Origin of the sequence: Pseudomonas sp. BSw22131, assembly GCF_026810445.1 — a bacterium.
Classification (GTDB): domain Bacteria; phylum Pseudomonadota; class Gammaproteobacteria; order Pseudomonadales; family Pseudomonadaceae; genus Aquipseudomonas; species Aquipseudomonas huanghezhanensis.
Map to the genome: position 1 here is coordinate 5544937 of NZ_CP113949.1, position 25216 is coordinate 5570152.

At 54.9% G+C, this 25216-nt stretch carries 23 protein-coding genes, 1 tRNA gene and 1 pseudogene; 9 read left to right on the forward strand and 16 right to left on the reverse strand.

The window, feature by feature from the left end; translation table 11 throughout:
* Nucleotides 1-30: 30 nt before the first annotated feature.
* Complete coding sequence (locus OYW20_RS25055; RefSeq protein ID WP_268798544.1) at nt 31-555, forward strand: Mpo1 family 2-hydroxy fatty acid dioxygenase; 525 nt, start codon at nt 31-33, stop codon at nt 553-555.
* Nucleotides 556-706: 151 nt separating this feature from the next.
* On the opposite strand, the gene OYW20_RS25060 is transcribed toward OYW20_RS25055, so the two are convergent.
* From OYW20_RS25060 to oscA, 5 genes are all read right to left on the reverse strand, one after another.
* Nucleotides 707-1696 carry a sulfate/molybdate ABC transporter ATP-binding protein gene (locus OYW20_RS25060; protein WP_268798545.1) on the reverse strand — a complete coding sequence of 330 codons (990 nt, stop codon included), beginning with the start codon at nt 1694-1696 and terminating at the stop codon, nt 707-709.
* A gap of 3 nt (nt 1697-1699) precedes the next feature.
* Complete coding sequence (cysW, locus tag OYW20_RS25065) at nt 1700-2572, reverse strand: sulfate ABC transporter permease subunit CysW (protein WP_268798546.1); 873 nt, start codon at nt 2570-2572, stop codon at nt 1700-1702.
* A 12-nt stretch (nt 2573-2584) separates the two neighbouring features.
* Nucleotides 2585-3406 (reverse strand): sulfate ABC transporter permease subunit CysT, encoded by an 822-nt coding sequence (gene cysT / locus OYW20_RS25070; protein ID WP_268798547.1) that lies wholly within the window; start codon nt 3404-3406, stop codon nt 2585-2587.
* A gap of 82 nt (nt 3407-3488) precedes the next feature.
* Nucleotides 3489-4496, reverse strand: coding sequence for a sulfate ABC transporter substrate-binding protein (locus tag OYW20_RS25075; RefSeq protein ID WP_268798549.1), 1008 nt, complete (start codon nt 4494-4496; stop codon nt 3489-3491).
* Between the two features lie 154 nt (nt 4497-4650).
* Complete coding sequence (gene oscA / locus OYW20_RS25080; RefSeq protein WP_074752461.1) at nt 4651-4833, reverse strand: sulfur starvation response protein OscA; 183 nt, start codon at nt 4831-4833, stop codon at nt 4651-4653.
* A gap of 516 nt (nt 4834-5349) precedes the next feature.
* On the opposite strand from oscA, the gene desA reads away from it, so the two are divergent.
* A complete protein-coding gene (desA, locus tag OYW20_RS25085; RefSeq protein ID WP_268798550.1) occupies nt 5350-6534 on the forward strand; it encodes a delta-9 fatty acid desaturase DesA in 1185 nt (394 codons plus the stop codon).
* A gap of 143 nt (nt 6535-6677) precedes the next feature.
* Complete coding sequence (locus OYW20_RS25090; RefSeq protein WP_268798551.1) at nt 6678-7655, forward strand: GGDEF domain-containing protein; 978 nt, start codon at nt 6678-6680, stop codon at nt 7653-7655.
* A 21-nt stretch (nt 7656-7676) separates the two neighbouring features.
* Here the strand turns inward: OYW20_RS25090 and OYW20_RS25095 are convergent.
* From OYW20_RS25095 to gabD, 3 genes and pseudogenes are all read right to left on the reverse strand, one after another.
* A pseudogene (locus tag OYW20_RS25095) lies at nt 7677-8903 on the reverse strand (HDOD domain-containing protein); the annotation flags it as partial.
* A 153-nt stretch (nt 8904-9056) separates the two neighbouring features.
* Nucleotides 9057-10337 carry a 4-aminobutyrate--2-oxoglutarate transaminase gene (gene gabT / locus OYW20_RS25100; RefSeq protein ID WP_268798554.1) on the reverse strand — a complete coding sequence of 427 codons (1281 nt, stop codon included), beginning with the start codon at nt 10335-10337 and terminating at the stop codon, nt 9057-9059.
* A gap of 175 nt (nt 10338-10512) precedes the next feature.
* Nucleotides 10513-11955 (reverse strand): NADP-dependent succinate-semialdehyde dehydrogenase, encoded by a 1443-nt coding sequence (gene gabD, locus OYW20_RS25105; protein WP_268798555.1) that lies wholly within the window; start codon nt 11953-11955, stop codon nt 10513-10515.
* 341 nt (nt 11956-12296) lie between these two features.
* Between gabD and OYW20_RS25110 the strand changes: the two genes are divergently transcribed.
* The 3 genes from OYW20_RS25110 (at nt 12297) to OYW20_RS25120 (ending at nt 14956) form a co-directional block, all read left to right on the forward strand.
* Nucleotides 12297-12373 (forward strand) — tRNA-Arg (locus tag OYW20_RS25110).
* A gap of 230 nt (nt 12374-12603) precedes the next feature.
* Entirely contained in the window at nt 12604-13560 is a 957-nt protein-coding gene (locus OYW20_RS25115) for a site-specific integrase (protein WP_268798556.1), read from the forward strand.
* A gap of 700 nt (nt 13561-14260) precedes the next feature.
* Nucleotides 14261-14956, forward strand: coding sequence for a hypothetical protein (locus tag OYW20_RS25120; RefSeq protein ID WP_268798558.1), 696 nt, complete (start codon nt 14261-14263; stop codon nt 14954-14956).
* Nucleotides 14957-15406: 450 nt separating this feature from the next.
* On the opposite strand, the gene OYW20_RS25125 is transcribed toward OYW20_RS25120, so the two are convergent.
* From OYW20_RS25125 to OYW20_RS25135, 3 genes are all read right to left on the reverse strand, one after another.
* Nucleotides 15407-16504, reverse strand: coding sequence for a serine/threonine protein kinase (locus OYW20_RS25125; protein ID WP_268798559.1), 1098 nt, complete (start codon nt 16502-16504; stop codon nt 15407-15409).
* Nucleotides 16501-16926: a DUF3010 family protein gene (locus OYW20_RS25130; protein ID WP_268798560.1), complete on the reverse strand. Its 426-nt coding sequence runs from the start codon at nt 16924-16926 to the stop codon at nt 16501-16503. The genes OYW20_RS25125 and OYW20_RS25130 overlap by 4 nt, the downstream gene beginning before the upstream one ends.
* Nucleotides 16927-17175: 249 nt before the next feature.
* Nucleotides 17176-17748, reverse strand: a complete 573-nt coding sequence (locus OYW20_RS25135) for a hypothetical protein (protein ID WP_268798561.1) — start codon at nt 17746-17748, stop codon at nt 17176-17178.
* Between the two features lie 405 nt (nt 17749-18153).
* Between OYW20_RS25135 and OYW20_RS25140 the strand changes: the two genes are divergently transcribed.
* The gene (locus tag OYW20_RS25140; RefSeq protein WP_055003292.1) at nt 18154-18774 is read left to right on the forward strand and encodes a helix-turn-helix domain-containing protein; all 621 of its coding nucleotides are present in this window, start codon (nt 18154-18156) and stop codon (nt 18772-18774) included.
* 214 nt (nt 18775-18988) lie between these two features.
* Nucleotides 18989-19261, forward strand: coding sequence for a hypothetical protein (locus OYW20_RS25145; RefSeq protein WP_268798562.1), 273 nt, complete (start codon nt 18989-18991; stop codon nt 19259-19261).
* An 886-nt stretch (nt 19262-20147) separates the two neighbouring features.
* Here the strand turns inward: OYW20_RS25145 and OYW20_RS25150 are convergent.
* Together OYW20_RS25150 and OYW20_RS25155 are read right to left on the reverse strand one after the other, a co-directional pair.
* Nucleotides 20148-20456 (reverse strand): hypothetical protein, encoded by a 309-nt coding sequence (locus OYW20_RS25150; protein WP_268798563.1) that lies wholly within the window; start codon nt 20454-20456, stop codon nt 20148-20150.
* A gap of 270 nt (nt 20457-20726) precedes the next feature.
* Nucleotides 20727-21266 carry a hypothetical protein gene (locus tag OYW20_RS25155; RefSeq protein ID WP_268798564.1) on the reverse strand — a complete coding sequence of 180 codons (540 nt, stop codon included), beginning with the start codon at nt 21264-21266 and terminating at the stop codon, nt 20727-20729.
* 100 nt (nt 21267-21366) lie between these two features.
* On the opposite strand from OYW20_RS25155, the gene OYW20_RS25160 reads away from it, so the two are divergent.
* Entirely contained in the window at nt 21367-21612 is a 246-nt protein-coding gene (locus OYW20_RS25160) for a helix-turn-helix domain-containing protein (RefSeq protein WP_268798565.1), read from the forward strand.
* 137 nt (nt 21613-21749) lie between these two features.
* On the opposite strand, the gene OYW20_RS25165 is transcribed toward OYW20_RS25160, so the two are convergent.
* The 3 genes from OYW20_RS25165 to OYW20_RS25175 are packed head-to-tail and all read right to left on the reverse strand — an operon-like array spanning nt 21750 to nt 25205.
* Nucleotides 21750-24848 (reverse strand): type I restriction endonuclease subunit R, encoded by a 3099-nt coding sequence (locus tag OYW20_RS25165; protein ID WP_268798566.1) that lies wholly within the window; start codon nt 24846-24848, stop codon nt 21750-21752.
* Nucleotides 24841-24996, reverse strand: coding sequence for a hypothetical protein (locus tag OYW20_RS25170; RefSeq protein ID WP_268798567.1), 156 nt, complete (start codon nt 24994-24996; stop codon nt 24841-24843). Before OYW20_RS25170 ends, OYW20_RS25165 begins: the two co-directional genes overlap by 8 nt.
* Nucleotides 24993-25205 (reverse strand): PDDEXK nuclease domain-containing protein, encoded by a 213-nt coding sequence (locus tag OYW20_RS25175; RefSeq protein ID WP_268798568.1) that lies wholly within the window; start codon nt 25203-25205, stop codon nt 24993-24995. Before OYW20_RS25175 ends, OYW20_RS25170 begins: the two co-directional genes overlap by 4 nt.
* Nucleotides 25206-25216 lie beyond the last annotated feature (11 nt).

Genomic DNA, 25216 nt, shown 5'->3' on the forward strand with positions numbered 1-25216 from the left:
CATGATCAACGCTACGAGGGAGCAATAACAATGAAAAACCTCACCGACCATTTGAGCCAATACGCGTCCTACCATCGGGATACCCGGAACGTTGTCAGCCATTTCCTAGGTATCCCGATGATTGTGTTCGCAGTGGCTGTACTCCTTTCCCTACCCGGTGGTTTTGTGGGCGGTTTCTGGCTTTCGCCCGCCACGTTCGTGGTGCTGGCCTCGACGGTTTTCTACCTTCGACTGGACGTTGCGTTTGGCGTGCTGATGGCCGTATTGCTGGGCCTGTGTCTGTGGGGCGGCGCCCTCCTCGCGCAGCAACCGATTCTGGTCTGGCTGAGTGCCGGGCTGGGGTTGTTTATCGTGGGCTGGGCGATCCAGTTCGTCGGGCATTACTACGAGGGACGCAAACCGGCGTTTATCGACGACATCAGTGGCCTGATCATCGGCCCGCTGTTTGTGGTGGCGGAGTTGGCGTTTCTGCTGGGCATGCGCAAGGACTTGCAGCACGCCATTGAACAGCGCGTCGGGGCTACGCGCAAAAGAGACATGAAGGCCACGATTTGAGCAGGTCCGGATTCGGTCTGCTTCAGTCTCTAGAAGCCGATTTGTCAGCGTGACGGCGTGACGGGGTTAATCAACCCCGCCGCCACGCGAATGGATTCGCGCCTACAGGCCGAACAAGAGCTCATGTATGGCGAGGGCGGTCATGCGTTGATCAGATGCTCTCCACCTTCTGCCAGACCTTTGGCTTGAAGAACAGCGTCTCGCCGCGTTCAAGGCCGGTGAGGCTGTCGTGGTCTTTCACCACCTCGGCTTCGATCAATTCGTTCTGCCCTTCCACTTTCAGCGTTACGCGGGTGGTTGCGCCCAGAGGCCGGATATCACGCACCTGCGCGGCGTGGTGGTCTTCCAGCTCATGGCGCGACAGCGACACCTCGTGTGGACGGAACAGCACATGGTTGTCTTCGCCCAGATGCAAACGGTTCGAGTCGCCCAGAAAGTGATAAACGAAGTCGCTGGCCGGGTTTTCGTACACCTCGCCCGGTGAGCCGATCTGCTCGATCACACCCTTGTTCATCACCACGATCCGGTCAGCCACTTCCATGGCCTCTTCCTGGTCATGGGTCACGAATACCGACGTCAGGTTAATGTCCTCGTGCAGGCGCGCCAGCCAGCGGCGCAGCTCTTTGCGCACCTTGGCGTCGAGCGCCCCGAACGGCTCATCCAGGAGCAGCACTTTTGGCTCGACCGCCAGCGCACGCGCCAGGGCGATACGTTGACGCTGACCACCGGATAACTGCTCCGGGTAACGATCCGACAACCAGTCAAGCTGCACCATGTTCAACAGCTCATGGACTTTCGCCGCAATCTGGCTATCGCTCGGGCGCTGCTTTTTCGGCTTCATGCGCAGCCCGAACGCCACGTTGTCGAACACCGTCATGTGGCGAAACAGCGCGTAATGCTGGAACACGAAACCGACGTTTCGATCACGTACATCGTGCCCGGATACGTCTTCGCCGTGGAACACGATGCTGCCCTGGTCGGGCGTTTCCAGCCCCGCGATGATGCGCAGCAGCGTGGTTTTGCCACAACCGGACGGGCCCAGCAAAGCGACCAGCTCGCCACTCTGGATGTCCAGATTGATGCCGTTGAGGGCCTTGAAGGCATTGAAGTTCTTGCTGACGTTACGGACTTCGATCGACATGAATTATTCCTCCGCCGCACTTTGGCGCAGACGGTTAATACGGGATTCGCTCCACTGCTTGAGCAGCAGGATGAACAGCGCAAGGATCAGCAACAGGCTCGCCACGGCAAACGCGGCCACATGGTTGTATTCGTTGTAGAGAATCTCTACGTGCAGCGGCAGGGTATTGGTGACGCCGCGGATGTGCCCGGAAACCACCGAAACCGCACCGAACTCACCCATTGCCCGCGCCGTACACAACACCACGCCGTAGATCAGACCCCATTTGATGTTGGGCACGGTCACGTACCAGAACATCTGCCAGCCATTGGCGCCGAGCAACCGGGCAGCCTCTTCTTCCTGCGTGCCTTGCTCCTGCATCAGCGGGATCAACTCACGCGCAACGAACGGCACGGTGACGAAAATCGTCGCGAGCACGATGCCCGGCAGCGCGAAGACGATCTGGATGTCGTGATCCTGTAACCACGGGCCAAACAGGCCTTGAGCGCCGAACATCAGCACATAGACCAGACCGGCAATCACCGGCGAGACCGAGAACGGCAGATCGATCAGCGTCACCAGAAAGCTCTTGCCGCGGAACGAGTACTTGCTTACGCACCAGGCAGCGCTGACGCCAAACACGACGTTGAGCGGAACGGAAATCAGTACCGCAATCACCGTCAGCTTGAGCGCCGACAAGGCGTCCGGCTCGAAGATCGCAGTGAAGAAGGCGCCCAGGCCAGACTTCAAGCCCTGTGACACCACAATGAACAACGGCAACAACAGAAACAGCGCGAAGACCAGCCAGCCGAGACTGATCAGAATGCGCCGCGACACCGCACTGCCACGACGGGCAGCGTTGGCGGAGGAAGCGGCGATAAGCGATGGACCAGACATAAGTGCGCCTCCTCAGGATGGGGTTTCGATGCGTCGCTGCAGCAAGTTGATCAGCAGCAACAGAATGAACGACACCACCAGCATCATCACGCCGATAGCGGTCGCGCCGGTGTAATCGTATTGATCGAGCTTGACCATGATCAGCAGCGGCAGGATTTCGGTCTTCATCGGCATGTTGCCGGCGATGAAGATCACCGAACCGTACTCGCCGACTCCGCGCGCAAACGCCAGTGCAAAGCCGGTGAGCCAGGCAGGAAACAAAGCAGGGACGAGGATGTGACGAAACACTTGCAACGGGCGGGCACCGAGGCAGGCTGCGGCCTCTTCCACCTCACGCGGGATGTCCGCCAGCACGGGCTGAACGGTGCGCACCACGAACGGCAGCGTGACGAAGGTCAGTGCCAGGGTTATACCCAGCGGCGTGTAGGCGATCTTGAAACCGAGGTCGGCGGCAAACTGTCCGACCAGACCATTGGGCGCATACAGCGCGGTCAGTGCGATACCCGCCACAGCGGTGGGCAACGCAAACGGCAGGTCGATCATGGCGTCGATGATCTTGCGCCCCGGGAAGGTGTAGCGCACCAGCACCCAGGCGAGCAGGGTGCCAATGATCCCGTTGATGACGGCGGCACAGAACGCCGTGCCGAAGCTCAGCTTCAAAGCGGCCAGCACGCGCGGCGCGGTGACGATGTTCCAGAACTGACCCCAACTCAGTTGCGAGGCGTGAATGAACATCGCGGCCAGCGGGATCAACACAATCAGACTGAGGTACACCAAGGTGTAACCCAGCGTCAGCCCGAAGCCGGGTATGACGGGGGAGGTACGTCGCGACATAAGTGTCCTTGGTTAACACACCGAACCCGCAAATGAATGCGGGTTCTGATTTCAACAGCAAGCGCGCTCCTACAAATACGGGTTACTGCGCTTGATAGATCTTGTCGAACACACCGCCATCGTTGAAAAACTTCGGCTGCGCGGTTTTCCAGCCGCCGAAATCCTTGTCGATAGTCAGCAGGTTCAGTTTAGGGAATTGCTTCTCGTACTTGGCCGCAACTTCTGCGTCACGTGGACGATAGAAGTTTTTCGCCGCGATTTCCTGGCCTTCCTTGCTGTACAGGTGCTTGAGGTACTCGGTGGCGATCTCTTCGTTGCCTTTCTTCTCAGCGTTCTTGTCGACAACGGCGACAGGAGGCTCAGCCAGGATCGACAGCGAAGGTACGACGATGTCGAACTTGTCGGCGCCGCCGTCTTCTTTCAGCGCCAGGAACGCTTCGTTTTCCCACGCCAGCAGCACATCGCCCTGACCGTTGTTGACGAACGTAATGGTCGAACCGCGAGCGCCTGTGTCCAGAACAGGGACGTGCTTGAACAGCTCTTTCACGTATTCCTGGGCCTTGTCTTCACTGCCACCGCTCTTCAAGCCATAGCCGTAGGCGGCAAGGAAGTTCCAGCGTGCGCCTCCCGAGGTTTTCGGATTCGGCGTAATCACGGAAACGTCTTTCTTGATCAGGTCGCCCCAGTCCTTGATGCCCTTGGGGTTACCTTTGCGCACCAGGAATACGATGGTCGAAGTGTAAGGCGTGCTCGCGTCGGGGAGACGAGTCTGCCAGTTCTCCGGCAGCCTTTTGCCCAGCTTGGCAACTTCATCGATGTCGCCGGCCAGCGCCAGCGTCACGACGTCAGCAGGAAGACCGTCAATCACCGAACGCGCTTGCTTGCCCGAACCGCCGTGAGACTGTTTGATTTCGACCTTGTCGTCCGGGTGGGATTTTTTCCAGAAGCTGATGAATTCAGCGTTGTAATCCTGGTACAGCTCGCGAGTAGGATCGTACGAAACGTTCAACAGCTCGTAATCCTTGGCGACCGCGGACCCGGCAAACACAGCACTGGCAAGGGCGGCCAGCGCATAACGGCGAATGGACATGAATCAGGCTCCTGAATGCGTTGTTGGCTTTTTCTGTTTTTATGTCTGTAGGCCGACCGGGGTGGCGATCCACCTTGTTCGAGAAGCGGTCGGATTGATGAAACAGATCGCCACCCAGACGCCTCGCCAACAAGTTGGCTACAGGTTTTGCTTTTCAGCTCGGTTTGTTACCCGGGTTCTGCAAACGAAATTTTTCTTTGCGTTCGATCTGCACCACTTGTGCGTTGTGCACAGTGATTTCAACTGCGCCGAATCGCAGGTCGCGCAAAGCGCTCTGGATTTCACGCAGGATGCTTGCTTCGTCCTGACCGTCGACGCTGCGTAGTGATGCGCTCATGATCGTGCTCCTTGAATGATGTTGCCCGCAGCTCGACTGAAGACGGCTGATATTGGCGTGGAGGCGATAGTAGAGAGGCGCAGTTATTCTTAAAAATACTATTTAAGAATGCAGATATAGCTAAATGGCATTAGCATGGACGAGCCACTGCCGAGCTACTAGGGATGGATTCTGATCGCAGGCTGCATTTGCGCAAATCAAGAGGCGCCAGTTACAGCCATTCATCAGTTGGTTGGTGGGCTGGCCAGCAGAATAGTCAGTGTGACAAGCCGTCCAGCAATGCAGAACGCTCAACCGTAATAGGGACTTTGGCCCGCGCAGTGGGCTATTCGCCATGCAAATCGGGCGTTATCTGAGGTAAAACGAAGCATCTGCCTACAGACAAATAGGGCGACTAACAAGAAACATCTTGCGACCTTTATCTACAAGGGCGACTGGTTTTATCTGGTGGCTAAGTGATAATGCGCCCTGTACCACCACACCTCTACGCGCTTTTTATCGAGGGTATTTCAGCCTATGTGGAACAACGGTTTGCTCGACTTTTCTGTCTGGCAACTGGTCGCGGTTACTTTGGTGATGACCCACATCACCATCATCGGCGTCACGGTTTATCTTCATCGCTACTCAGCCCACCGTTCGCTGGAACTCAACGCCGGGCTCAAACACTTTTTCCGCTTCTGGCTGTGGCTGACCACGGCGCAGAACACCCGCGAGTGGACCGCTATCCACCGCAAGCATCACGCCAAATGTGAAACCGTCGATGACCCGCACAGCCCGGTCATCAAGGGGCTTTCGACTGTCTTGCGCAAAGGTGCCGAGTTGTACCGTGCCGAGGCCGAAAACCCGGATACGCTGCGTATTTACGGCAAAAACTGCCCCGAAGACTGGATCGAACGCAACCTGTATTCGCGCTTCCCCCTGCTGGGTATCGCGATCATGGGTGTGATCGATCTGGCGCTGTTCGGCGTTATCGGCATCACGGTCTGGGCGATCCAGATGATGTGGATTCCATTCTGGGCCGCTGGTGTGGTCAATGGTCTGGGCCACGCTGTCGGCTATCGCAATTTCGAGTGCCGCGACGCTGCGACCAATCTGGTGCCATGGGGCATCATCATCGGCGGCGAAGAGCTGCACAACAATCACCACACCTACCCCAACTCGGCCAAGCTTTCGGTCAAGAAATGGGAGTTCGACATGGGCTGGGCGTGGATCAAGGTGTTCAGCTTTCTGCGCCTGGCCAAGGTACAGCGGGTCGCGCCCATCGCTCACCGCGTCGAGGGCAAAGGCCATGTGGACATGGACACCGCGATGGCGATTCTGAATAACCGTTTTCAGATCATGGCCCAATACCGCAAATTGGTAATCGCGCCTCTGGTCGCGCAAGAACTGGCCAAGGCTGATGCGTCGGTGCGTCATCAATTCCATCGCGCCAAACGCTTGTTGTCCCGCGAAACCAGCCTGCTGGACGCCAAGCACCACTTGCGTATCCAGACTATGCTCGAACACAGCCAAGCGCTCACAGTGATCTACGAAAAGCGCTTGGCGTTGCAGCAGATCTGGCTCAAGACCAGCACCAACGGGCATGACATGCTGGCAGCGATCAAGGATTGGGTGCATGAGGCCGAAGCAAGCGGTATTCAGTCGCTGCGCGACTTTGCCGATCAGCTGAAAACCTACTCGTTACGTCCGTCTCACGCTTGATGCCGTTGATCGGCGCGCGCTTGTTGGAGCGCGCGCAGGTCGGAACTTCATCCCATTCGTCCGATCTGATCTGCACTCTCGCACTATTCTGTGTGCATGTTGTGGCTGTGCGCCGCACCTTATTTTATTGAGATGCAGTGCTCATGGACAACCAGACCCCCATTATTGAAGTCCCCGCAGCAGCCGAAACGCTGCTGGCGCTCATGCATGCCCAGGCAGAAGTGGCACGCCTTAGCGAACGCGAACAGCTGTTCAGTTCGCTGCTGGTGAGCGTCAATGCGGTGCTTTGGGCGTTCGACTGGCAAACCCAGCGCATGATCTACGTCAGCCCCGGCTATGAGCGCATCTTCGGTCGCTCGGCCGGTTTGCTGCTGGCTGACTTTGGCGAGTGGCGCGACAGCATTTACCCCGATGACCTGGACTACGCAGAGCGCAGTTTGAGCGAAGTGCTGGAAAAGGGTTCGGTCGAGGACCGTGAGTACCGCATCATCCGCGCCGACGGACAGGTGCGCTGGCTCAGCGACAAGTGCTTCATCAGCCACCAGGCCGAGCAAGGCCAACGCTTGATCGTGGTTGGTATCGCCGAAGACATCACCGAGAAGAAGCATCTGGAAGACGAGTTGCAGCGGCTCGCCACCACCGATGTACTCACTCAAAGCAGCAACCGCCGTCACTTCTTCGAATGCGCGCAACGCGAGTTTGAACAGGCACGGCTGCAAGGCACGCCCATGGCATTTCTGCTGCTGGATGTGGATGACTTCAAGCTGGTGAACGACACCTTTGGCCATCAGGAAGGCGATATCGTGCTGCAACGAATCGCTGAGTGCGGGCGGAGTACGCTGCGCCGTGGCGACCTGTTCGGACGTATTGGCGGAGAAGAGTTTGCAGCGGTTTTTCCAGGATGCGCGCCAGAGATGGCCAAGCAGATCGCCGAACGCCTGCAGCGAGAGATTCAGCGGTTGAGTTTCCAGCGCGAAGATAAATCGTACGGGATCACCGCAAGTCAGGGCCTGACTAATCTGGGCCCCCACGATCCAAGCCTGGAGGCGCTGTTCGCCAGAGCCGATGCTGCGATGTATCAAGCCAAGCGCCAAGGCAAGAATCAGATCGTGCTGGTCTGAGCTGCACAGCGACCCGCTCTACCCCTCTACCTTCTTGCGAAGCCGCTCAATGTCCGACGCTTCGACTTTCAATAATCGCGCAGGTTTGGACGTTGCCAGCGTTTGGACCGCGTTTTGCTCATCACCCAGCCGCCCCATCTCTCCCGCAAGGTTCATGGCCAGCACTTCGCGGGTGAAGACTCCGGTGTTGTATTGATGCACCGCGGCGATAAGCTCGCGCAGTTCCAGCGGCAAGCGCCAGCGCGTGCGCAGTGCTGAACCAAAGGCCGCCGCGTATTTTTCGAGCGAACGGGTTATGAGCTCATCATTGAGCACACCGCCCGACAGCGCCCACTCCTGCAAACACCGCAACACGGCCAGATCACCCAGATTGCGCAGCAAGCCCGCGCAGTGACAACGCTCGCGGTCCAGCTCCAGCATGCTTGCGAGCATGTGCGCGTAACTGGCGGTGCGCTGGGACAGCCCCCAGAAGTCGTTAGCCCTCGCGATGAGCGCAGCGTCGATAAGCACTGCCCCGCGCTTCATGGCCATGGCCGTAACCAGGTTGGCACTCTGCGTCGCGCCAAGCGTGGCCAGCGCCTCGCTCAACGCCTGAATCGGCTTACCCAGATGCTGCTCAGCACTGTTCGCCGCTGCAATCAGCCCTGCCACCAGTTGCGGATCAGGCATCAGCGCCTGTTCCAGCAGCTTGATGTCCAGCCCGCATGCGCCTTGACTGCTCTTGATCACCTGCTGCACGTCAACGACCAACGGCGCGCCATCGGCGACTTCGCGGCGCTTTTCAAGAAAATCATTCAAGGTCCCGGGTGCCAGGCTCGGGATTTCACAGGCCACCTGGGCGCCGCCTTCGAGCAAGAGCCCTTCGAGTCGATGGCGCAGGCCGTCCATGTTCAGCGGCTTGGTCAGATACGCGGTCGGCGCCAATTGCACCGCTTCGCGGACGCTGGTGCTGTCGCTGCGGGTGCTTAGAAGAATGAAGGGGATATTCGGTTGTTTGCGCAGAAACCGAACCCCGCGCAGCAGACTCAGGCCATCGAAACCGGGAAGCTCGCGCGATGCGATGACCAGGTCCGGAACCGCGCCCTTGAGCCATTGCATGGCCTGGCTGCCGTCGGAGCAGACTTCAACATGCGCGTCGCAACGCACACTCAAGACCATCTCACTGAGCATCTCGCGAATCCAGGGGTCGGATTCCGCAATCAATATTCGGATTCGGGCTACATCGAGCGCCTTGGCAACGGTCATCATGACTCTCCGGCTTTCCTCTGCGTACCTTAGTCAAAGAGAACGCAGGGAAACACGCAAAAGCGATGTTTCTGACGTCAATAAACGAAAAAACCCGCCGAAGCGGGTCTTTTTTGTCCGTTTGGTCACAATTTGATCAATTGCAACCCGACGTTATCAGGCGATCTCAGCGAAGCACTCTTCGATGATTTTCAAGCCTTTGTCCAACTGCTCGTCGGGCGAGGTCAGCGGGACCAATACGCGCAATACGTTGCCGTAGGTACCGCACGACAGCAGGATCAGGCCCTTGTCACGCGCCTTGGCCACCACTTGCGCAACGGCTGCCGCGTTTGGCTTGTGGGTGTCGCCGTTCTCGAAGCATTCCAGCGCGATCATGGCGCCGAGTGCACGCACTTCACCGATCACCGGGTATTTGGCTTGGATGGCGCGCAGGCCGGTCACCAGATGCTCACCGACTGCCTTGCAGCGATCCAGCAGGTGCTCTTCTTCAAACACCTCCATGACCGCCAACGCAGCCGCGCACGCAATCGGGCTGCCCGCGTAGGTGCCGCCCAAACCGCCAGGCGCGATGGCGTCCATGTATTCAGCCTTGCCACACACACCGGCAAGCGGGAAGCCGCCCGCGATGGATTTGGCGAAGGTGGTCAGGTCAGCGCTGACGCCCATCTGCTCCATGGCGAAGAAGGTGCCGGTACGGCCAGCGCCGGTTTGTACTTCGTCAGCGATCAACAGGATGCCGTGCTTGTCGCACAGTTCACGCAGACGAATCATGAACGCCTTCGGCGCCACGTAGAAGCCGCCTTCGCCCTGGACCGGCTCGATGATGATTGCCGCGATGTCGCGTGGCTCGGCGTCATTTTTGAAGATGCGCTCGATGCTGGCGATGGAGTCGTCAACGCTCACGCCGTGCAGCTCGTTCGGGTAAATAGCGCGGAAGATGCCGCCTGGCATCAGGCCCATGCCAGCGGAGTACGGCACGACTTTGCCGGTCAGGCCCAGGGTCATCATGGTGCGACCGTGGTACGCGCCGGTGAACGCGATCACGCCGGCACGGCCAGTGGCAGCGCGGGCGATCTTGACGGCGTTTTCTACCGCTTCGGAACCGGTGGTGACCAGCAGGGTTTTCTTGTCGAAATCACCCGGTACCTTGGCGTTGATTTTTTCGCACAGCTCAACGTACGGCTCGTAGGCCAGCACCTGGAAGCAAGTGTGAGTCAGCTTGTTCAGCTGCTCGGTCACGGCGGCGATGATTTTCGGGTGCACGTGGCCGGTGTTGAGTACCGCGATGCCGCCTGCGAAGTCGATGAACTCACGGCCTTCGACGTCAGTCACGGTCGCGTTTTTCGCGTGGTCGGCAAAGATCGGGTGAATTTGACCAACGCCACGCGGGACGGCAGCTTCGCGGCGTTTCATCAGGGATGCGTTTGTTTTGCTCATGATTTCCTCATTCGCCGCTCATCGGGCGGCGTGGTTCAAGGATGAAGCAGCGGGGGTCAACGGCGGCAGCATACGATGATCGACTGTCGCGGCCTCCCGGCCACCAAATGTTTGGGTGCTGCAAAAAGCCTGCGAGACGTCGCTCTCGCGCCCCGCAGGCTGCAATACCAGTGCCTTAAACGCTTAGGCAGAGGTATTTGATTTCCAGATAATCTTCAATGCCGTACTTGGAGCCTTCACGGCCCAGCCCGGATGCCTTGATACCGCCGAAAGGCGCGACCTCGTTGGAGATCAGGCCGGTATTGATGCCCACCATCCCGTATTCCAGGGCTTCAGCAACGCGGAACACGCGGCTCATGTTCTGAGCATAGAAGTAAGATGCCAGACCAAACTCGGTGTCGTTGGCCATGGCGATCACTTCGTCTTCATCTTTGAAGCGGAACAGCGGCGCCAGCGGGCCGAAGGTTTCTTCCCTGGCAACGGCAGCATCTTTGGAGACGTTGACCAGAATGGTCGGCTCGAAGAAGTTGCCTTCCAGGCTATTGCCACCGCTCAGCACTGTAGCGCCTTTGCTCAATGCGTCGGCAATGTGCTCTTTGACTTTGGCCACGGCCTTCTCGTCGATCAGCGGACCTGTGGTGGTGCCTTCTTGCAGACCATCGCCGACCTTGAGTTTGGCTACCGCCACTTTCAGTTTTTCAGCGAACGCGTCGTAAACCGAGTCCTGAACATAGAGGCGGTTGGCGCACACGCACGTCTGACCGTTGTTGCGGTATTTGGAGATGATGGCCCCTTCGACGGCCTTATCCAGATCTGCGTCGTCGAACACGATGAACGGCGCGTTGCCGCCCAGCTCCAGCGAAACCTTTTTGATGTCGTGGGCGCATTCAGCCATCAACTGGCGACCGATTTCGGTCGAGCCGGTGAACGACAATTTGCGCACGATCGGGTTGCTGGTCAGCTCGCCACCAATGTCGCCTGCGCTGCCGGTCACAACGTTGAACACGCCAGCAGGAATGCCGGCACGCTGGGCCAGTTCAGCCAGAGCGAGTGCGGAGTAAGGCGTTTGCGAAGCCGGTTTGAGGACCATGGTGCAGCCGGCAGCCAGCGCCGGGCCAGCCTTGCGGGTGATCATCGCGGCAGGGAAGTTCCACGGGGTGATCGCTGCGGTTACGCCGATTGGTTGCTTGAGCACGATCAGGCGTTTGTCTGGCTGGTGGCCCGGGATGACGTCGCCGTAGACGCGCTTGGCTTCCTCGGCAAACCACTCGATGAAAGATGCAGCGTAAGTGATCTCGCCTTTGGCCTCAGCCAGCGGCTTGCCTTGTTCGAGGGTCATCAAGCGGCCGAGGTCGTCCTGATTCTCGATCATCAGTTCAAACCAGCGGCGCAGTTTGTTGGAGCGCTCTTTGGCGGTCAGTGCACGCCAGGCCGGCAAGGCCTTGTCTGCCGCTTCAATGGCTCGGCGCGTCTCGGCAGCGCCCATTTTCGGCACAGTGCCCAGAATCTCGTTGTTCGACGGGTTGTTGACGTTGATCGTCTGACCAGCGTCGGCATCTGCCCAGGCGCCATTGATATAGGCCTGCTGGCGGAACAACGTGGAGTCTTTGAGCTGCATGTCGGTCTCCTAAACAGCACCGCGCGGCGGCGGAGCGAATTATTGATTGTTCAAAGGCGCCTCGAACGAGGCTGCGTCAGGAAAACATCGACCGGGGCCCTGAATGCACTGGAATTCCAAAGTGCGGGAGACCGGACAGGTGCGTTTGAAATCTCAAACGAATCCTAGGGACTACACCTATAAAGGACAATAGTCTGTTCGAAAAAAAGAACGGCCGATTGCCAAACGGCAAGATATTCTGATCAGCGTCGCGTTAAAGCGCCAAAACCGTGCGAAATCAACAACAGACGCTCGCCAGCATGGACGCACGCGGGCCAGATGAGTATCATGGCGCCCGCGCTGCACCAGTAGCTCAGCTGGATAGAGTACTGCCCTCCGAAGGCAGGGGTCATGGGTTCGAATCCCGTCTGGTGCACCACCTTCTATCCCTTGTATTACAAGGGTTAGCTCCACTGCCAGAAACCTGTCCTAGTCCTGAAAGTCGTTTTTGCCACAAATTTGCCACACTCAAGTGTGGCGGGAATGGTCGAAATGGCAACAATCAGGAATCGCGGCGAGTATCAGTGGGAAGCGCAAATTCGCCGTAAGGGCTATCCAGCCCAGCGCAAAACCTTCGAAACCAAATCCGATGCCCAAGCCTGGGCACGCATGATCGAAAGCGAAATCGACCGTGGGATTTTTGTCTCTCGCGTCGAGGCTGAACGCACCGCCTTTCATCAACTCATTGATCGCTACATCTCCGAGATCGCTCCGAAGCACAAAGGCGCGTATTCGGAAATCAAACGCCTGGAAGCGCTCAAGCGTCATCCGCTGGCGACACGCATCGTTGCGACCCTCACCTCTTCAGATTTTGCCCGCTACCGTGACGAGCGCCTGAAGATCCGTAAGGGCAACACGGTCAAGCGTGAGCTGGCTTTGTTTCAATGCGTGATTGAGGTCGCTCGCCGCGAGTGGGGAATTCCTCTGGCCGAGAATCCAGTCAGGATGGTCAGCCGCCCCAGCTACAACGACGAGCGCTCGCGACGGCTCGATCCAATAGAAGAGCAATACATGCTCGGCGCGTTAGAGCTTCGTGAGCGACGTGCTGATGGGACCTACGCCAATGCATCACACAATCCTTGGATACGGCCCATCGTCCAACTGGCGATTGAGACAGCCATGCGCCGTGGCGAGATTTTCGAGCTGCGCTGGAAGCATGTGAACCTGGAACGTAGAACCGCGCACCTCCCTGCAACCAAGAACGGACTGCCCAGAACTGTCCCGCTTTCACCGAAGGCTATTCAGTTGCTCAAGGATCTGCCGCGCTCGCTGTGCGGGCGAGTCTTCCCCACCACGGCTGATGCTCTCAAGAAGGCGTTTGTGCGAGGTCTAGAGCGGGCGAGGCTGAAATACTTGGGAGATTGCGACGTAGCGCAGGTCACGCCTCAGGAAGACTTCCTGATCAATCTGCGCTTTCACGATCTGCGGCATGAAGCGACCTGTCGGCTTGCGACCAAACTGCCGAATTTGATTGAGCTTGCCAGTGTGACGGGGCATCGGGAGGTAAACATGCTGAAGCGGTATTACAACATTACTGCGGAGGAGCTGGCTGCGAAGCTGGCCTGATCGGACCAAACCGGTCGGTTTGGCAATCGCACAGACGGAGCATCATTTGCACACGGCTGGGCCAGTCGTGTGCGTAGGATGAGGCCAGCACACTGGGTGTCTTTGACCGTCAGAAGTCGGCCATTAGCTGTCAGTAGCAGATGACTGCCTTCGCCCCATCGCTGACTATGGTAAAGGGCAGTAGTCACTAGAATCCGTTCGGTATCAGTACAGATAGTGTCGGAGTCTGAGTTTGATCCCCGCCCTCTGTATTTAAAAGAACTACACTGAGGCGGGCGGCTCGCATCTCGGCCGGGTGACTGTGCGGAGCCGCGGATTACCGTGAGCTTCACTTTCGATAGACACGCTCCGTATGAATCGGGTAGTGTTTGGACTGGAGCCTTCTACAAAGTTAATCAAAGAATTGCAGCTGCCCATACACGGCCTATGCCTTTCTTATACTCATCAGAGCACTGAAACTTATCAAAAATAAGGGCAGCGAGAAGAAACTCGAGCGTTACACTCTCCACCTGAAAGTTGTGCGCTTATGGTGTATTTTTATAGTTATCACTTAGAGTGTTATTGAAATGGATAGACTAATCCCTCATCAGGCAACTCATCGGACCGACGATCTAACTTCTGATAGCTCATCAGATGATGCAAAAACGCAAACTGCCAGATGGTTTGCCGAAATGATGATTAAAGTTTTTTTTCGGAAGAATTGGCGCTTTCTGAAGGCGACTATAAAAAGTTCTCCATTGGGGATTTAACTTCCAGCCTTAATGGAAAAGTTGATGAAAAAATAATTAGCACCTTGAATATGATTAAAGATCTTGGCGACAAGGCTTCTCATTATAACCCTGACGTCAAACTATCAAAATCCGACTCAGAAAAAGCAGTGCAGGCAGCATTCGAACTTTTTCCACTTATAATAATCAACCACCTCATAAATAACCCGCTAAACTCACACCCAGATAGAGCCACTCTGTTGAGCACCACTCTTCCAAAAATACGGATAAAGATTATTGAAAATTTTATTGACTTCAATAAAATCGATAGCGAATATCACGCAGGACTGCTTCACAAATGGTGCTTGGCATGTGTGAAGAGTGGAGGCAGGGAAAAAGCAAGACGAAAACTTCACAACCTTTTTAAGAAAAATAAAATATCAGAATCAACTTTTGACTTCGAAACAAAGTCAATTAACGAAATTACTCTTAGAATGTCAAAAGGGGAGCTTCCTGTTCCAAAGTCGCACGAAGATTTTGCAAGAAACCTTAATGACGTGCTCTCTAAACTTTCCCCAGAAAGCAAAAGCACCAATAAAGAGCTAATTAGCATTCTTGAACGAATGGTCGAAAAAATTCAACCTAGTGAATTTGGAACACTTAAAGGAATGCAGGTGTTTATGGTGTAATTGAACCTTACTGTTGTCCAGTTTCCCGGATCAGTGCAATCTGCTGCGCGGATTATTAGTGATATCCAGCCTCTCTGGACATACCCTTCGCATCTACCAATCCCCTGGCCGTCTAAGGGCAGTTGATAGCTCATCCGTTTGGAATTGCAGCGATGGAGAAAACTTCAGCTCCCCCTCTCTCGATGTCCAGAAATCGCTGTAAAGTTCGTGGTTGTTAATAACTGCATATGATTTATTTCAAGTGATACTTTAGATTTTTTAAATGGCGGTGATTGTTCGCCCGTATAACCAGTGACAGCTTGACGCTACTCATTTGCGGCTTAGTTCACTGACTCCTACTAGCCAATTGCCGCTAAGCCACGAACGACAACTTTGGGTCGTAAGCCGCCTTTCGTGACAGACAGCTTTCGGCCAGAAGCGGATGTTCCATCGACGTCGTATATGAGTGGATCAGATCTTCGCTTCAACTTCCTTAACGATTTCGGAAATGCTGTCACCTGTGATTGAGTTGTCTCGCCTCCAGTCCCCCCCATGCTTGGATTTCTGGACATAAAGACTTCCATCGTCATTGCATATTCTAAATGAAGTGGCGCCTCTAAGCACCGGTTGCCCTCCAACTACCGACCAGTCCGGAATCTTAGATTTAATATTATTCAGATGTGTATGAAAGGAAGAGGCTGATAGATATCTCTTTATTGGATCTATATGAGTTGCTTTTCTTATTGTTCTTCTAAGATTATCAGGAACCCAAGAGGGGAGTGAGGATACATCCAAGATTTTTCCTCTTTGGATTTTATCTCGAATACATGTATCAATAAAAATTGACTTGTCGGCTCTGGATGCTTGGCGACCATATTCGAGTTTTTCAGCTTTGTTCAGCCACGCCATTTCCTCATAAGGTAAGTAACCACCCAATAGTTGATAAAGAATTATTCCACACTGATATATATCCCCCCCAAATCCATAGGAGTTCGTATCAATAGATTCAGGCGGCCTATAGAGCACGGCATGGCTAGATGCGGGGATTGAGTTAAGTCCCTCGGGCATGTACTTAATTGATCCAAAATCACCGATAATTGATCTACCATCTTCGCCTGCGTAGATGTTGGACGGTTTCAAGTCTCTGTGCAGATAGCGGCGTTGGTGCAGATGAGTTACGCCGTTCAATATCTGCATAGTGCGCTCAACGGCCTGAAGGTTGCCGAACTCTGTCTTTTCAAGCACATCGTCAAGGTCGCCATTTGGACAGCGGGGAGTCACGAAGTAGGCCCATTCCCCATCAAGCAGCCCAGCATTTTTGACTTGAAGAATGTTAGGCGCCTCAATTGCAGCTAAAGTGCTGGGTTCTGCGTGGTATTTTGCATCACCTCCCCAGTAGTAAAATTTTACGGCAATCTCATTTTTAAGTATCCTATTTTCACCGAAGAAAAGATAGCCATTTCCTCCTTTGGTTATTTCCCTTGTAAACCTTATGTCCTTACTTAGCGCATTGAGTTGCGCCTTAATATTTGGAGGAGCGTTGACATTATCAATCAATATCTCGCTCATGCACCCAGCTTCCTTATATATAGCACGGCAGATTTGAATGCATCCTCTTGGTATTTATTAAGATCTGCAGGCAGCTTGAATGGTTTTTTTCTTTCTGCAGCAGCTATGCCTTGACCAGTTTCAAATCCGACCTCGGCAATTCCATTGAGTTGAATAAGCGACTCCATCTTAAAGGAGATTGCACCACCTGCCCTTGTCCCCTTTTGGGCACGCTTCTTAATCACCACTAAGTCAACATCGTGTTGTCTAGCGAAATTTTGAAATGTTTCAAAAAATGACTTAATGTGATCACTAGACTCGTCATCTCCAAGCTTTATTTTACGAGGTTCGATATCAAGATATTGATACCCTGCGCCATTCTTTTCCAGCAGAACAATAATTGCTTCGGAACCCTTCAATTCGACACCACAGATTTTGTCCATAAAATTCCCTTTCTTTATGAATATCAGAATTATCTTCTGACGATACTTTAGGACTAAATAGCCGAGAAGCTAGCACGTGGCCACCAAGGAGTCCATGCCACCTTTTGCCCATTTTCAGGAATCGGTGCGCGACATCAATTGACCTACAGCCGACTTTCCTGAAGGGCAGCTTTGGGTCAAATTCAGTCGGGCAATGACACCAAGTATGCTGGTCAAATCGAATGCAAGCGGGCGGTCAAGTCCATGCAATTACTGATCTAGGGACAGGACAAGCTCTCTAGCATCTAAATCGGTTCGCAAGCGAGTAGCCGTAACCTGATCGCGCTCACGCTGCCCAAGCTGATAAACCTCATAGAAGCACGCGACAACCTGCTCCTTGGTCAAATCAGGGAGCGTCGTCCGACGCTTGAGGGTGTTCACTATTTTCCGTGCGCAAAGCTGAGCAGCTTCTCGCTCATACGACCGGAAAGCCAGATCGCGGAAAGCCCACATGCTGATCCAGCCGCTTGATAACGCCCATAGCATCAAACGCTGATAGGTCGGCCAAGCCATACGTGTGTGGCCGCTCAAATACCGTCGCAGAATCCGGCCGTCCGCGTCTTTGAACCCGTAAATCCCCAGCTCCGTCAGCAGCCGCTCAAGGGCCACCCGCGACATCCCTGACTTGCGCAAAATGGCTGAGAACAGGTACTCAAGCAGATCCACGGGGACGCGAACAACAAAGTTTCTACGGCCCGTTTCCTCATGACGTTTCAGTTCACGAAAAACAAGCTGGAAGGCTTCATCTGGGTCGACATCTGCATCGGGAATGTGTGGTTGCATGGAGCCATTCTTTGGCTTATTCGCGCATCTGTCAAAAAGGTGTCCTAGTAAATCCGTAGTCGCATGGCGAAAGCTGGAGGCATTCCATAGCAGCCGAGCGACAGTCACGATGAGCATCGATTACGAAACCATTCAAAAGATTCAGAGGCTAGCAGATGACGTACTGATTGGCGTTGCCGAGGTCGCTGCATTGACAGGCTTCAGCGCTCTGACCGTGCGTCAGCGCAAATTGCCGGGGCTTGAGCCAGTTCCAGGCCTGTCACGCTTGCGATGGAGGCTAGGTGATCTCAGACAGTGGATGCGTACCGGGGCAATCACATCGGCTCCTCTCCTCAAGCAAGCCTCGACCGAAGGACCACACAAAGTCGGGCGCCCTACCAAGAAGGCGCAGGTGGAGGCTCGGAAATGAGTGAGCTTGAATTGTCGGTTGATGTCGCCACCGGGCAGGAACCACAGGATCAATTGAAATCCAACACCTATTGGTTTCACATTTTCCAGGCCATGGTGGATCACGAACTCGCGAAGCTAGGACCGTATGCATTCGCGGTTTACTGCGTTATCAAATCCCACTGCGATCTCAGAACGGGACTGTCGATTCCTTCAATCCCAACCATTGCTCGCAAAGCTGGGATCAGTCCACGCCAGGCTATGCGCGAGATCAAAACGCTTGAAACCCGAGGCTACATCAGCAGGACGCGATCCCGTAAACATAACGAATATAAGCTCACGGAAAAAATAGCGATCAGCGACTCGCAAGGCAGACCCAGAGGCCAAGCACAGTGGGAGTACCGCCCAGCCCAGATCAAAAGCACGGTTGAGGAGCTGAAACGTATGCTATTCAACAGGGAGGCAGTCGGCCAAGGTATTCACATCGAAAACCTACAGATCATCGAGAACCAGACCAACATTGGCTTCCAGATCAGCCAAGCTGACTTGGACCATTTGGCCGAGAGCAATCCGGACATCTACACCAAGCTGCTGTCTATCCGGAACTCGATCCGGGAGCGTAAGGCGACCAAAACATGAGTTATACACAGGACCGCCAGTCACGTGACAGGGTGGCATGCATGCGCTCATCTCAGGTGACTGTGTGACATGCGTAACCTGATTTGAGGTGACACAGAGTCACTCATACAAGAAGAGAAAAAACCATATCAATTGGAACGCCATTACTTGTCGCGACCCGACAAGATCCAGGAACGCGGCAAGCCATGATAACGATCAGCAGGAGGTCTCAACGATGATCCAATCATCAGATGCTCATAGACTGGAAATCGCCCAAGACCTCTTGGGTTGCTTGATAGCGCTCCGTTCCGAGTCGATTTTCTACGAGCGGAAGAAAGCCCAACCGAATGTTGAAATAATCAGCCAGTGGAAAGCAGAGCGTAACACCCTCTTTGACCTGACCCGCAGCTTGAACTGCAACGACCGGGATACCATCGAGAATGTCATCGCGACCTATGGCCCTTCTGCCAGAGCTCTGTTTGATCAGGAGGGTAGTCTGAGCCGCTAGCCCTGCGCTCCGGCTATGCAAGGTGCGTATCAGTTAACGCGTTCCACTTTTGCTGACATGCGTTCAGCCGCCTGAGATGCTGCACTCAGTCTGAATCGGGCAGCGTGGAGCGTCTGGCAGGTTTTGACTCGGGAATGAGCTCAGGTACCAGCTTGAGCTCTCCCGAATAGACCATGAGGGTTCCGCACCTGGTAAACGGCTTACCACCGTTCATCGCGTCTACAGATTTCCGTCGTAGTGCAAGCGACCACATTTTCTTCAGCCAGCTTTCACTCATAGCGTTTACTCCAGATATGGATGACGTATCCAGATTTGCCTACCGAATGCCTCCCTCAGCATCACCAGATCTACCTTTCCCTGTGCTCCCAGATGTTGTTCTCTTCTTTACCCGAGTGATCCAGGTACAGTCACCAACGGCAACTACGCGCACTTCACAATACCGACACCATCACAGCCAACGCCGTGCTTTGTACAGCGTCGTGTTGCGGTGTTTTCTGAAAATTACCGCGCTCACTTCGCAAAATATTTTGATGGTCAATTTTGTTAGGCCGATGGCGTCTGATTCTTGTGTTTATCGAGTCATTGGGCGATTCCTCTGCCCCCTCCCCAAGGATGCTTTGATTGATCAAGGACTAAGAAATCCAGCACCTACGTGCAGACAACTTTTCTGACCAAAATCGTCCACAACGGCTGCAACCATTTGGTGGATAAGAACTGGGACAGGGTAGGGTTTGTACTACCGCCATGAATGGCGTACGTAAAACCGGCAACGCGGCAGTCGTTTCACTTCTTTGCTTTGCCTACCGTCCCTGCTCAGGGCAAGCCCCGAGACCCCACTGCGGCCAATGGCCGGAAAGTTTTGGTAAAACGCGCTGCCGTCGATGGCTCACAACTCGGTAGAGATGCCCGACAGCGCAAGAACCTCATGCTCTGCAAGCCCTTGCCTCCGCTGCGCCAATCCGAGGGGCGAAATAAGCGCTTCATGCTCGACGATTTGCTGTTCAAGCAACCGCCCTAAAAGCAGTAGCTCTCCCTGCGCTTCAAGTGCGCGAAGCTGTTCGGGAGAATTAAACGCCCAGCGGTCAAGAATCTGCCAGCCGCATGCATGATACGAAGTGGATCGGAGGACAGACTCGATGGTCGTAGTCGCCAGGACGCCGGACGCGATTCTCAATGGCATGTGGTCAATGAGCATGTGCAGGTTCCCTTTTTTGTAGGCAATTGATCATTCGTGTGTTCTGCGCAATGGAAGATGGTCTGAAGCCACCTTTGCGCCTCAGCTCTCGAATGTGAGCGAGCGAAAAACCGAGAGTGGATAGGACGGCAACATCGTCAGAAGTCAGCACTTGATTGGCCAAACGCATGGTGGCGTTAGGTTGAGCGATATCTACCTGCCAAACACTGCCTGCGGTTACGTCGGTCATCGGGCCACTCCGAATAGCTAAGTGAAGGCTCCATCATCCAGCTAAGTGCTGAAGATTGAATGCAGCCGCGCCTCCGTATTGGTCACGTCCGCCGTTTTAAGCGCGAGGCTGAACGTCGGAATAGCCAAATCGGTCGTCAACAGCTCCAACCGATGGTTGCTCTTGCCGACTGGAAGAATGCGCCAGGAGCGAATCTCATCCAAACGGAAGAGATGTCCGTCCTGACCTACGGGGTACGCCAGCAATCTTTTCGATTCCAGGTCGACACCAACGTAGGCGTCATTGATCTTCGCGAACACCTCGATCTGAGGAAAGAACCCTTCAGCCTGATACCCAGCGACCATTCTCCTCAGTTTTGCGGCATAGCTCCGGTTGACACGGGAGAACAGCCATCCGCCCCCGACGAAGTAGAGAGCCAAGGCCCAGAACAGCCAACGAATTGCAGGTTCTTCGCCACTGGCCAAACCCAGAAAGAATGGCAGGTTGAAGCCAGAAAAAACCACCACGACTAGCAAAAGCGCACCCACCGGCAGACACCCGATGGCCCATGCCACGCGAAACAACTCCCAGACCAGTCTCATGCAGCCTCCTAAACCAAACGAACACGCACAAAATAACTGAAAATCAGATATCTCAAAAGCAGATATAGCGTGATCAGTCGAACCTTGCCCGGACACGGCTATGACAAAGGCTATCTATCGACGTGAGCATGTGATCTTTCTACAGGTGCTAAAGCGCATGAGGGTTGAATCAGGCCTGACCCAGGCCCAGTGCTCTGCCGCGCTGGGGAGACCGCAATCGTTCATGAGTGATGTGGAGAGGGGGGTGAGGCGGCTGGATATGGTTCAGCTTCGTGATCTGTGTCAGGTTTTGGGTAGTGACCTTGTCGGGTTCACCAAATCTTTCGAGGCCGCACTCAACCATTAAAAAAGCGCAGGCATAAACGCATCGTCGATCCCGAGGCAGCAACGCCTCGGGCGAATTGTCACTCAAGCTGCATCATAGCGCAGGGCAAACTGTCTGAAAGCACTTGGTGCGATACATATACTAGCCCTGCTGCTGCATTATAAATTTCCACCTACACCTTTGAATTTTTCAACAAAAGCGGCGATCTTTTGGAAGACATCTTGCTTCTTCTGGAGATACTTCGGATTAAGCGGACTCATTTTTGGCAAGATGGCATTAAGCTCAGTTCCATTATCGCTAGCAAATTCCCTTTTCAGCGACGTGGCGATGTAGCGTTTAGCTGCCCCCTCATTCAGTTCCTCATCGCTGATCAGCTCTTGCGCCTCGCGCAGCTGTTCTGATCGGGCAAAAGTGTAAAAAGCGTCGATCACACTAGCCTTGTCAGCAATCCCATCAAGCTCGGTCTGGTTGATGAAGTCCACCACCAGGCTTTCTTTGGCGCGATTCCCCAGGCTGGCGCGAATCACCCGGCGCATCTCCTCGACCAGCGCCGCCTTGCCCTTGACCTTCTTGTTCTTCTCAAAGATCAGCTCGAGGATGTAATCCAGGTTGATTTCCTGGGACTTGAGCAGGTCCACCTCGAACACCACATCGTCCCAGTCAATGGTGGACTTGCCTACTTCGTTACCCGCTTTCTCGCGCCGCAGCCAATCTCGGATGTCATTGTAGGTGGAGCGATAGTCCTGAACCTTGCGCTCGACAGGTAGGCGGATGGTCTGCAGCTCGGCAAGTTTCTCGTCATCCAGGTGGTGTTCAAGCTTAAATGCTTCTACGGCCTGCGGGTCGCTGATATCGACCGTTTGCAGCGCCTTGAGCGCGGCAAACTCGTCGTAGTTCTGCAGCACGTTTTCCACGCGCAGGTAATCGCCGAACAACTTGGCGAAGGCTTTTTTCTCCGATTCCTTGATGATGTTGGCCGGGTCGGGAAAACGCTGCTCCAGCTCTGTCACCACATCCATGAAGCCACGCCGCGCCTCACCGGTCATCGTGTCGGTGAAGCCCTCCATGTACTCCTTATAACTTTTTTCCAGCACCACGTTGCGCGTATTCTTGTCGCCGAACAGCGTGATGGCGTCGACCGTGGCGTGCTCCAGATCGCGGAAGGTGACGATATTACCGAAAGTCTTGGTGGCATCGAAGATGCGGTTGGTACGTGAATAGGCCTGGATCAGGCCGTGATAGCGCAGGTTTTTGTCGACGAACAGCGTGTTGAGCGTTGGCGCATCGAAGCCGGTCAGGAACATGCCTACTACTATCAGCAGGTCGATGTCCTGATCCTTCACACGCTTTGCCAGGTCGCGGTAATAGTTCTGGAAGCCCTTGCTGTCCACGCCGAAACTACTTTTGAACAACACGTTGTAGTCAGCAATCGCCGCGCTCAGGAACTCTTTAGCGGTGCTATCCATCGCCGACACTTCGAAGCTTTCATCGACAATGTCGCCAATGGCGTCCTGTTCTTCATTGGGGGCGAATGAGAAGATGGTAGCGATGCGCAGAGGCTTGTCGCTTCCTTCCTGCAGCTTCTGCAGCATCTCGTAGTACGCCTTGGCGGCATCAACGCTGCTTACCGCGAACATGGCGTTGAAGCCCTTGTTTGCTCCCTGCAAACGATGGGTCTTCTGGCGAAAATGCGTGAGCAGGTACTGCGAAATTTCGCGAATGCGCGTGGGGTGGAGCAAAGCCTGACGGTTCTCCGCAGCGCTGAGCTTCTTCTCGTCATGCTCGGCTTCCAGAGCCTTGAACTGTGGACGGACATCGTTGTAGTCCACCTTGAACTTGAGCACCTTCTCGTCACGGATGGCATCGGTGATCACATAGGAATGCAGCTCGCGGCCAAACACGCTAGCGGTTGTATCGGCGCCCAGCGCATTTTTTGGGAAGATCGGCGTGCCGGTGAAGCCGAACTGATAGAAGCGCTTGAACTTCTTCTTCAGATTCTTCTGCGCCTCGCCAAACTGACTGCGGTGGCACTCGTCGAAGATGAACACCACCTGCTGGTGGTACACCGGCAGGTCGCCTTCGGTCTTCATCAGGTTGTTGAGCTTCTGGATGGTGGTGACGATGATCTTATTGTCGTCCTTGTCCAGGTTGTGCTTGAGGCCTGCGGTGCTCTCCGAGCCATTGACGCTGTCGGGTGAAAAACGCTGGTACTCCTTCATGGTCTGGTAATCCAGATCCTTGCGATCCACCACGAAGAATACCTTGTCGATGAACTCCAGCTCGGTGGCCAGGCGCGCAGCCTTGAAGCTGGTCAGCGTCTTGCCCGAGCCGGTAGTGTGCCAGATATAACCGCCGCCCTCGGTGCTGTTCCAGCGCTTGGCCTGCCTGGCACTGCGAATCTTCCACAGAATGCGCTCGGTGGCGGCAATCTGGTAAGGGCGCATCACCAGCAGGGTGTTGCTGACGTCGAACACCGAATAGGTGAGCAGTACATCGAGCAGGGTGCGCTTCTGGAAGAAGGTTGCGGTGAAGTCCTTCAGATCCTTGATCGGACTGTTGTCGGCCTGCGCCCAGTTCATGGTGAAGTCGAAACTGTGCTTGTTGCGCCGCGTGGTGTTGGCGAAGTAGCGCGTATCGGTGCCATTAGAGATCACGAACAGCTGCAGATACCTGAACAGCGAATGCTCGGTGTTGAAGCTCTCCTTGCTGTAGCGGTGCACCTGATTGAAGGCTTCGCGGATCGCCACGCCACGCTTCTTCAACTCCACCTGCACCAGTGGCAGGCCATTGACCAGAATAGTCACGTCGTAGCGGTTGGCATGGCTACCCGCTTGCTCGAACTGCTTGATAACCTGCATCTTGTTGCGGGCCAGGTTCTTCTTGTCCAGCAGGTAGATATTCTGGATGCGCCCGTCATCGAACACGAAGTCATGTACGTAGTCGTCGTGAACCTTGCGGGTTTTGTCGAGGATGCTGTCACTGGGCTTGTCCAGCCAGCTTTCCACGAAGCGCGCCCACTCGGATTCGGAAAATTCGACGCTGTTCAGCGCCTGCAGCTGCGTGCGCACATTGGCCAGCAGCGCCGGCATCGTCTTCAGCTCGGTAGAATGCTCATAGCCCTGGTTGACCAGATCCTGGATGAACTCGCGCTCCAGATCGCCTTCGCTCTGGTAGCTTTCGGCAACTTTCCACTCTCTGGCATATCTGTCGAGGACGATGAAGGTGTTGGACTCTGCGATGGTCTTGTAATCAGTCATTGCTTGGGGCCTCCACATGTCCCTGTGCGAGTTCGCTTTCAATTTCTTCCACTTTGGGCAATTGCGACTGCACGACCAGTGGAATGTCCTTGGTGATGAATGAGCTAACGCCCATGTATTTGTGGATATCACGCAACGCGTACTTCACATCAGTTTGTCCTTTTCTTTGCATAGGATCAGGCCAATGGTCGGCTGGTAGTCTGCGGCACGCAACTGGTCGTCCACGGCGGACAGGTAGAAATTGAGCTTTCCGATGCTCTCCGGCTTGAACCCACCGGCCTTCTGCGAGCTTTGAATGCGCGGCTTGATGGTAGCTAGCGCCTGTCGGTAATCGCTGATGCGGATGATTTCGCTCATGCGTTTTTCCT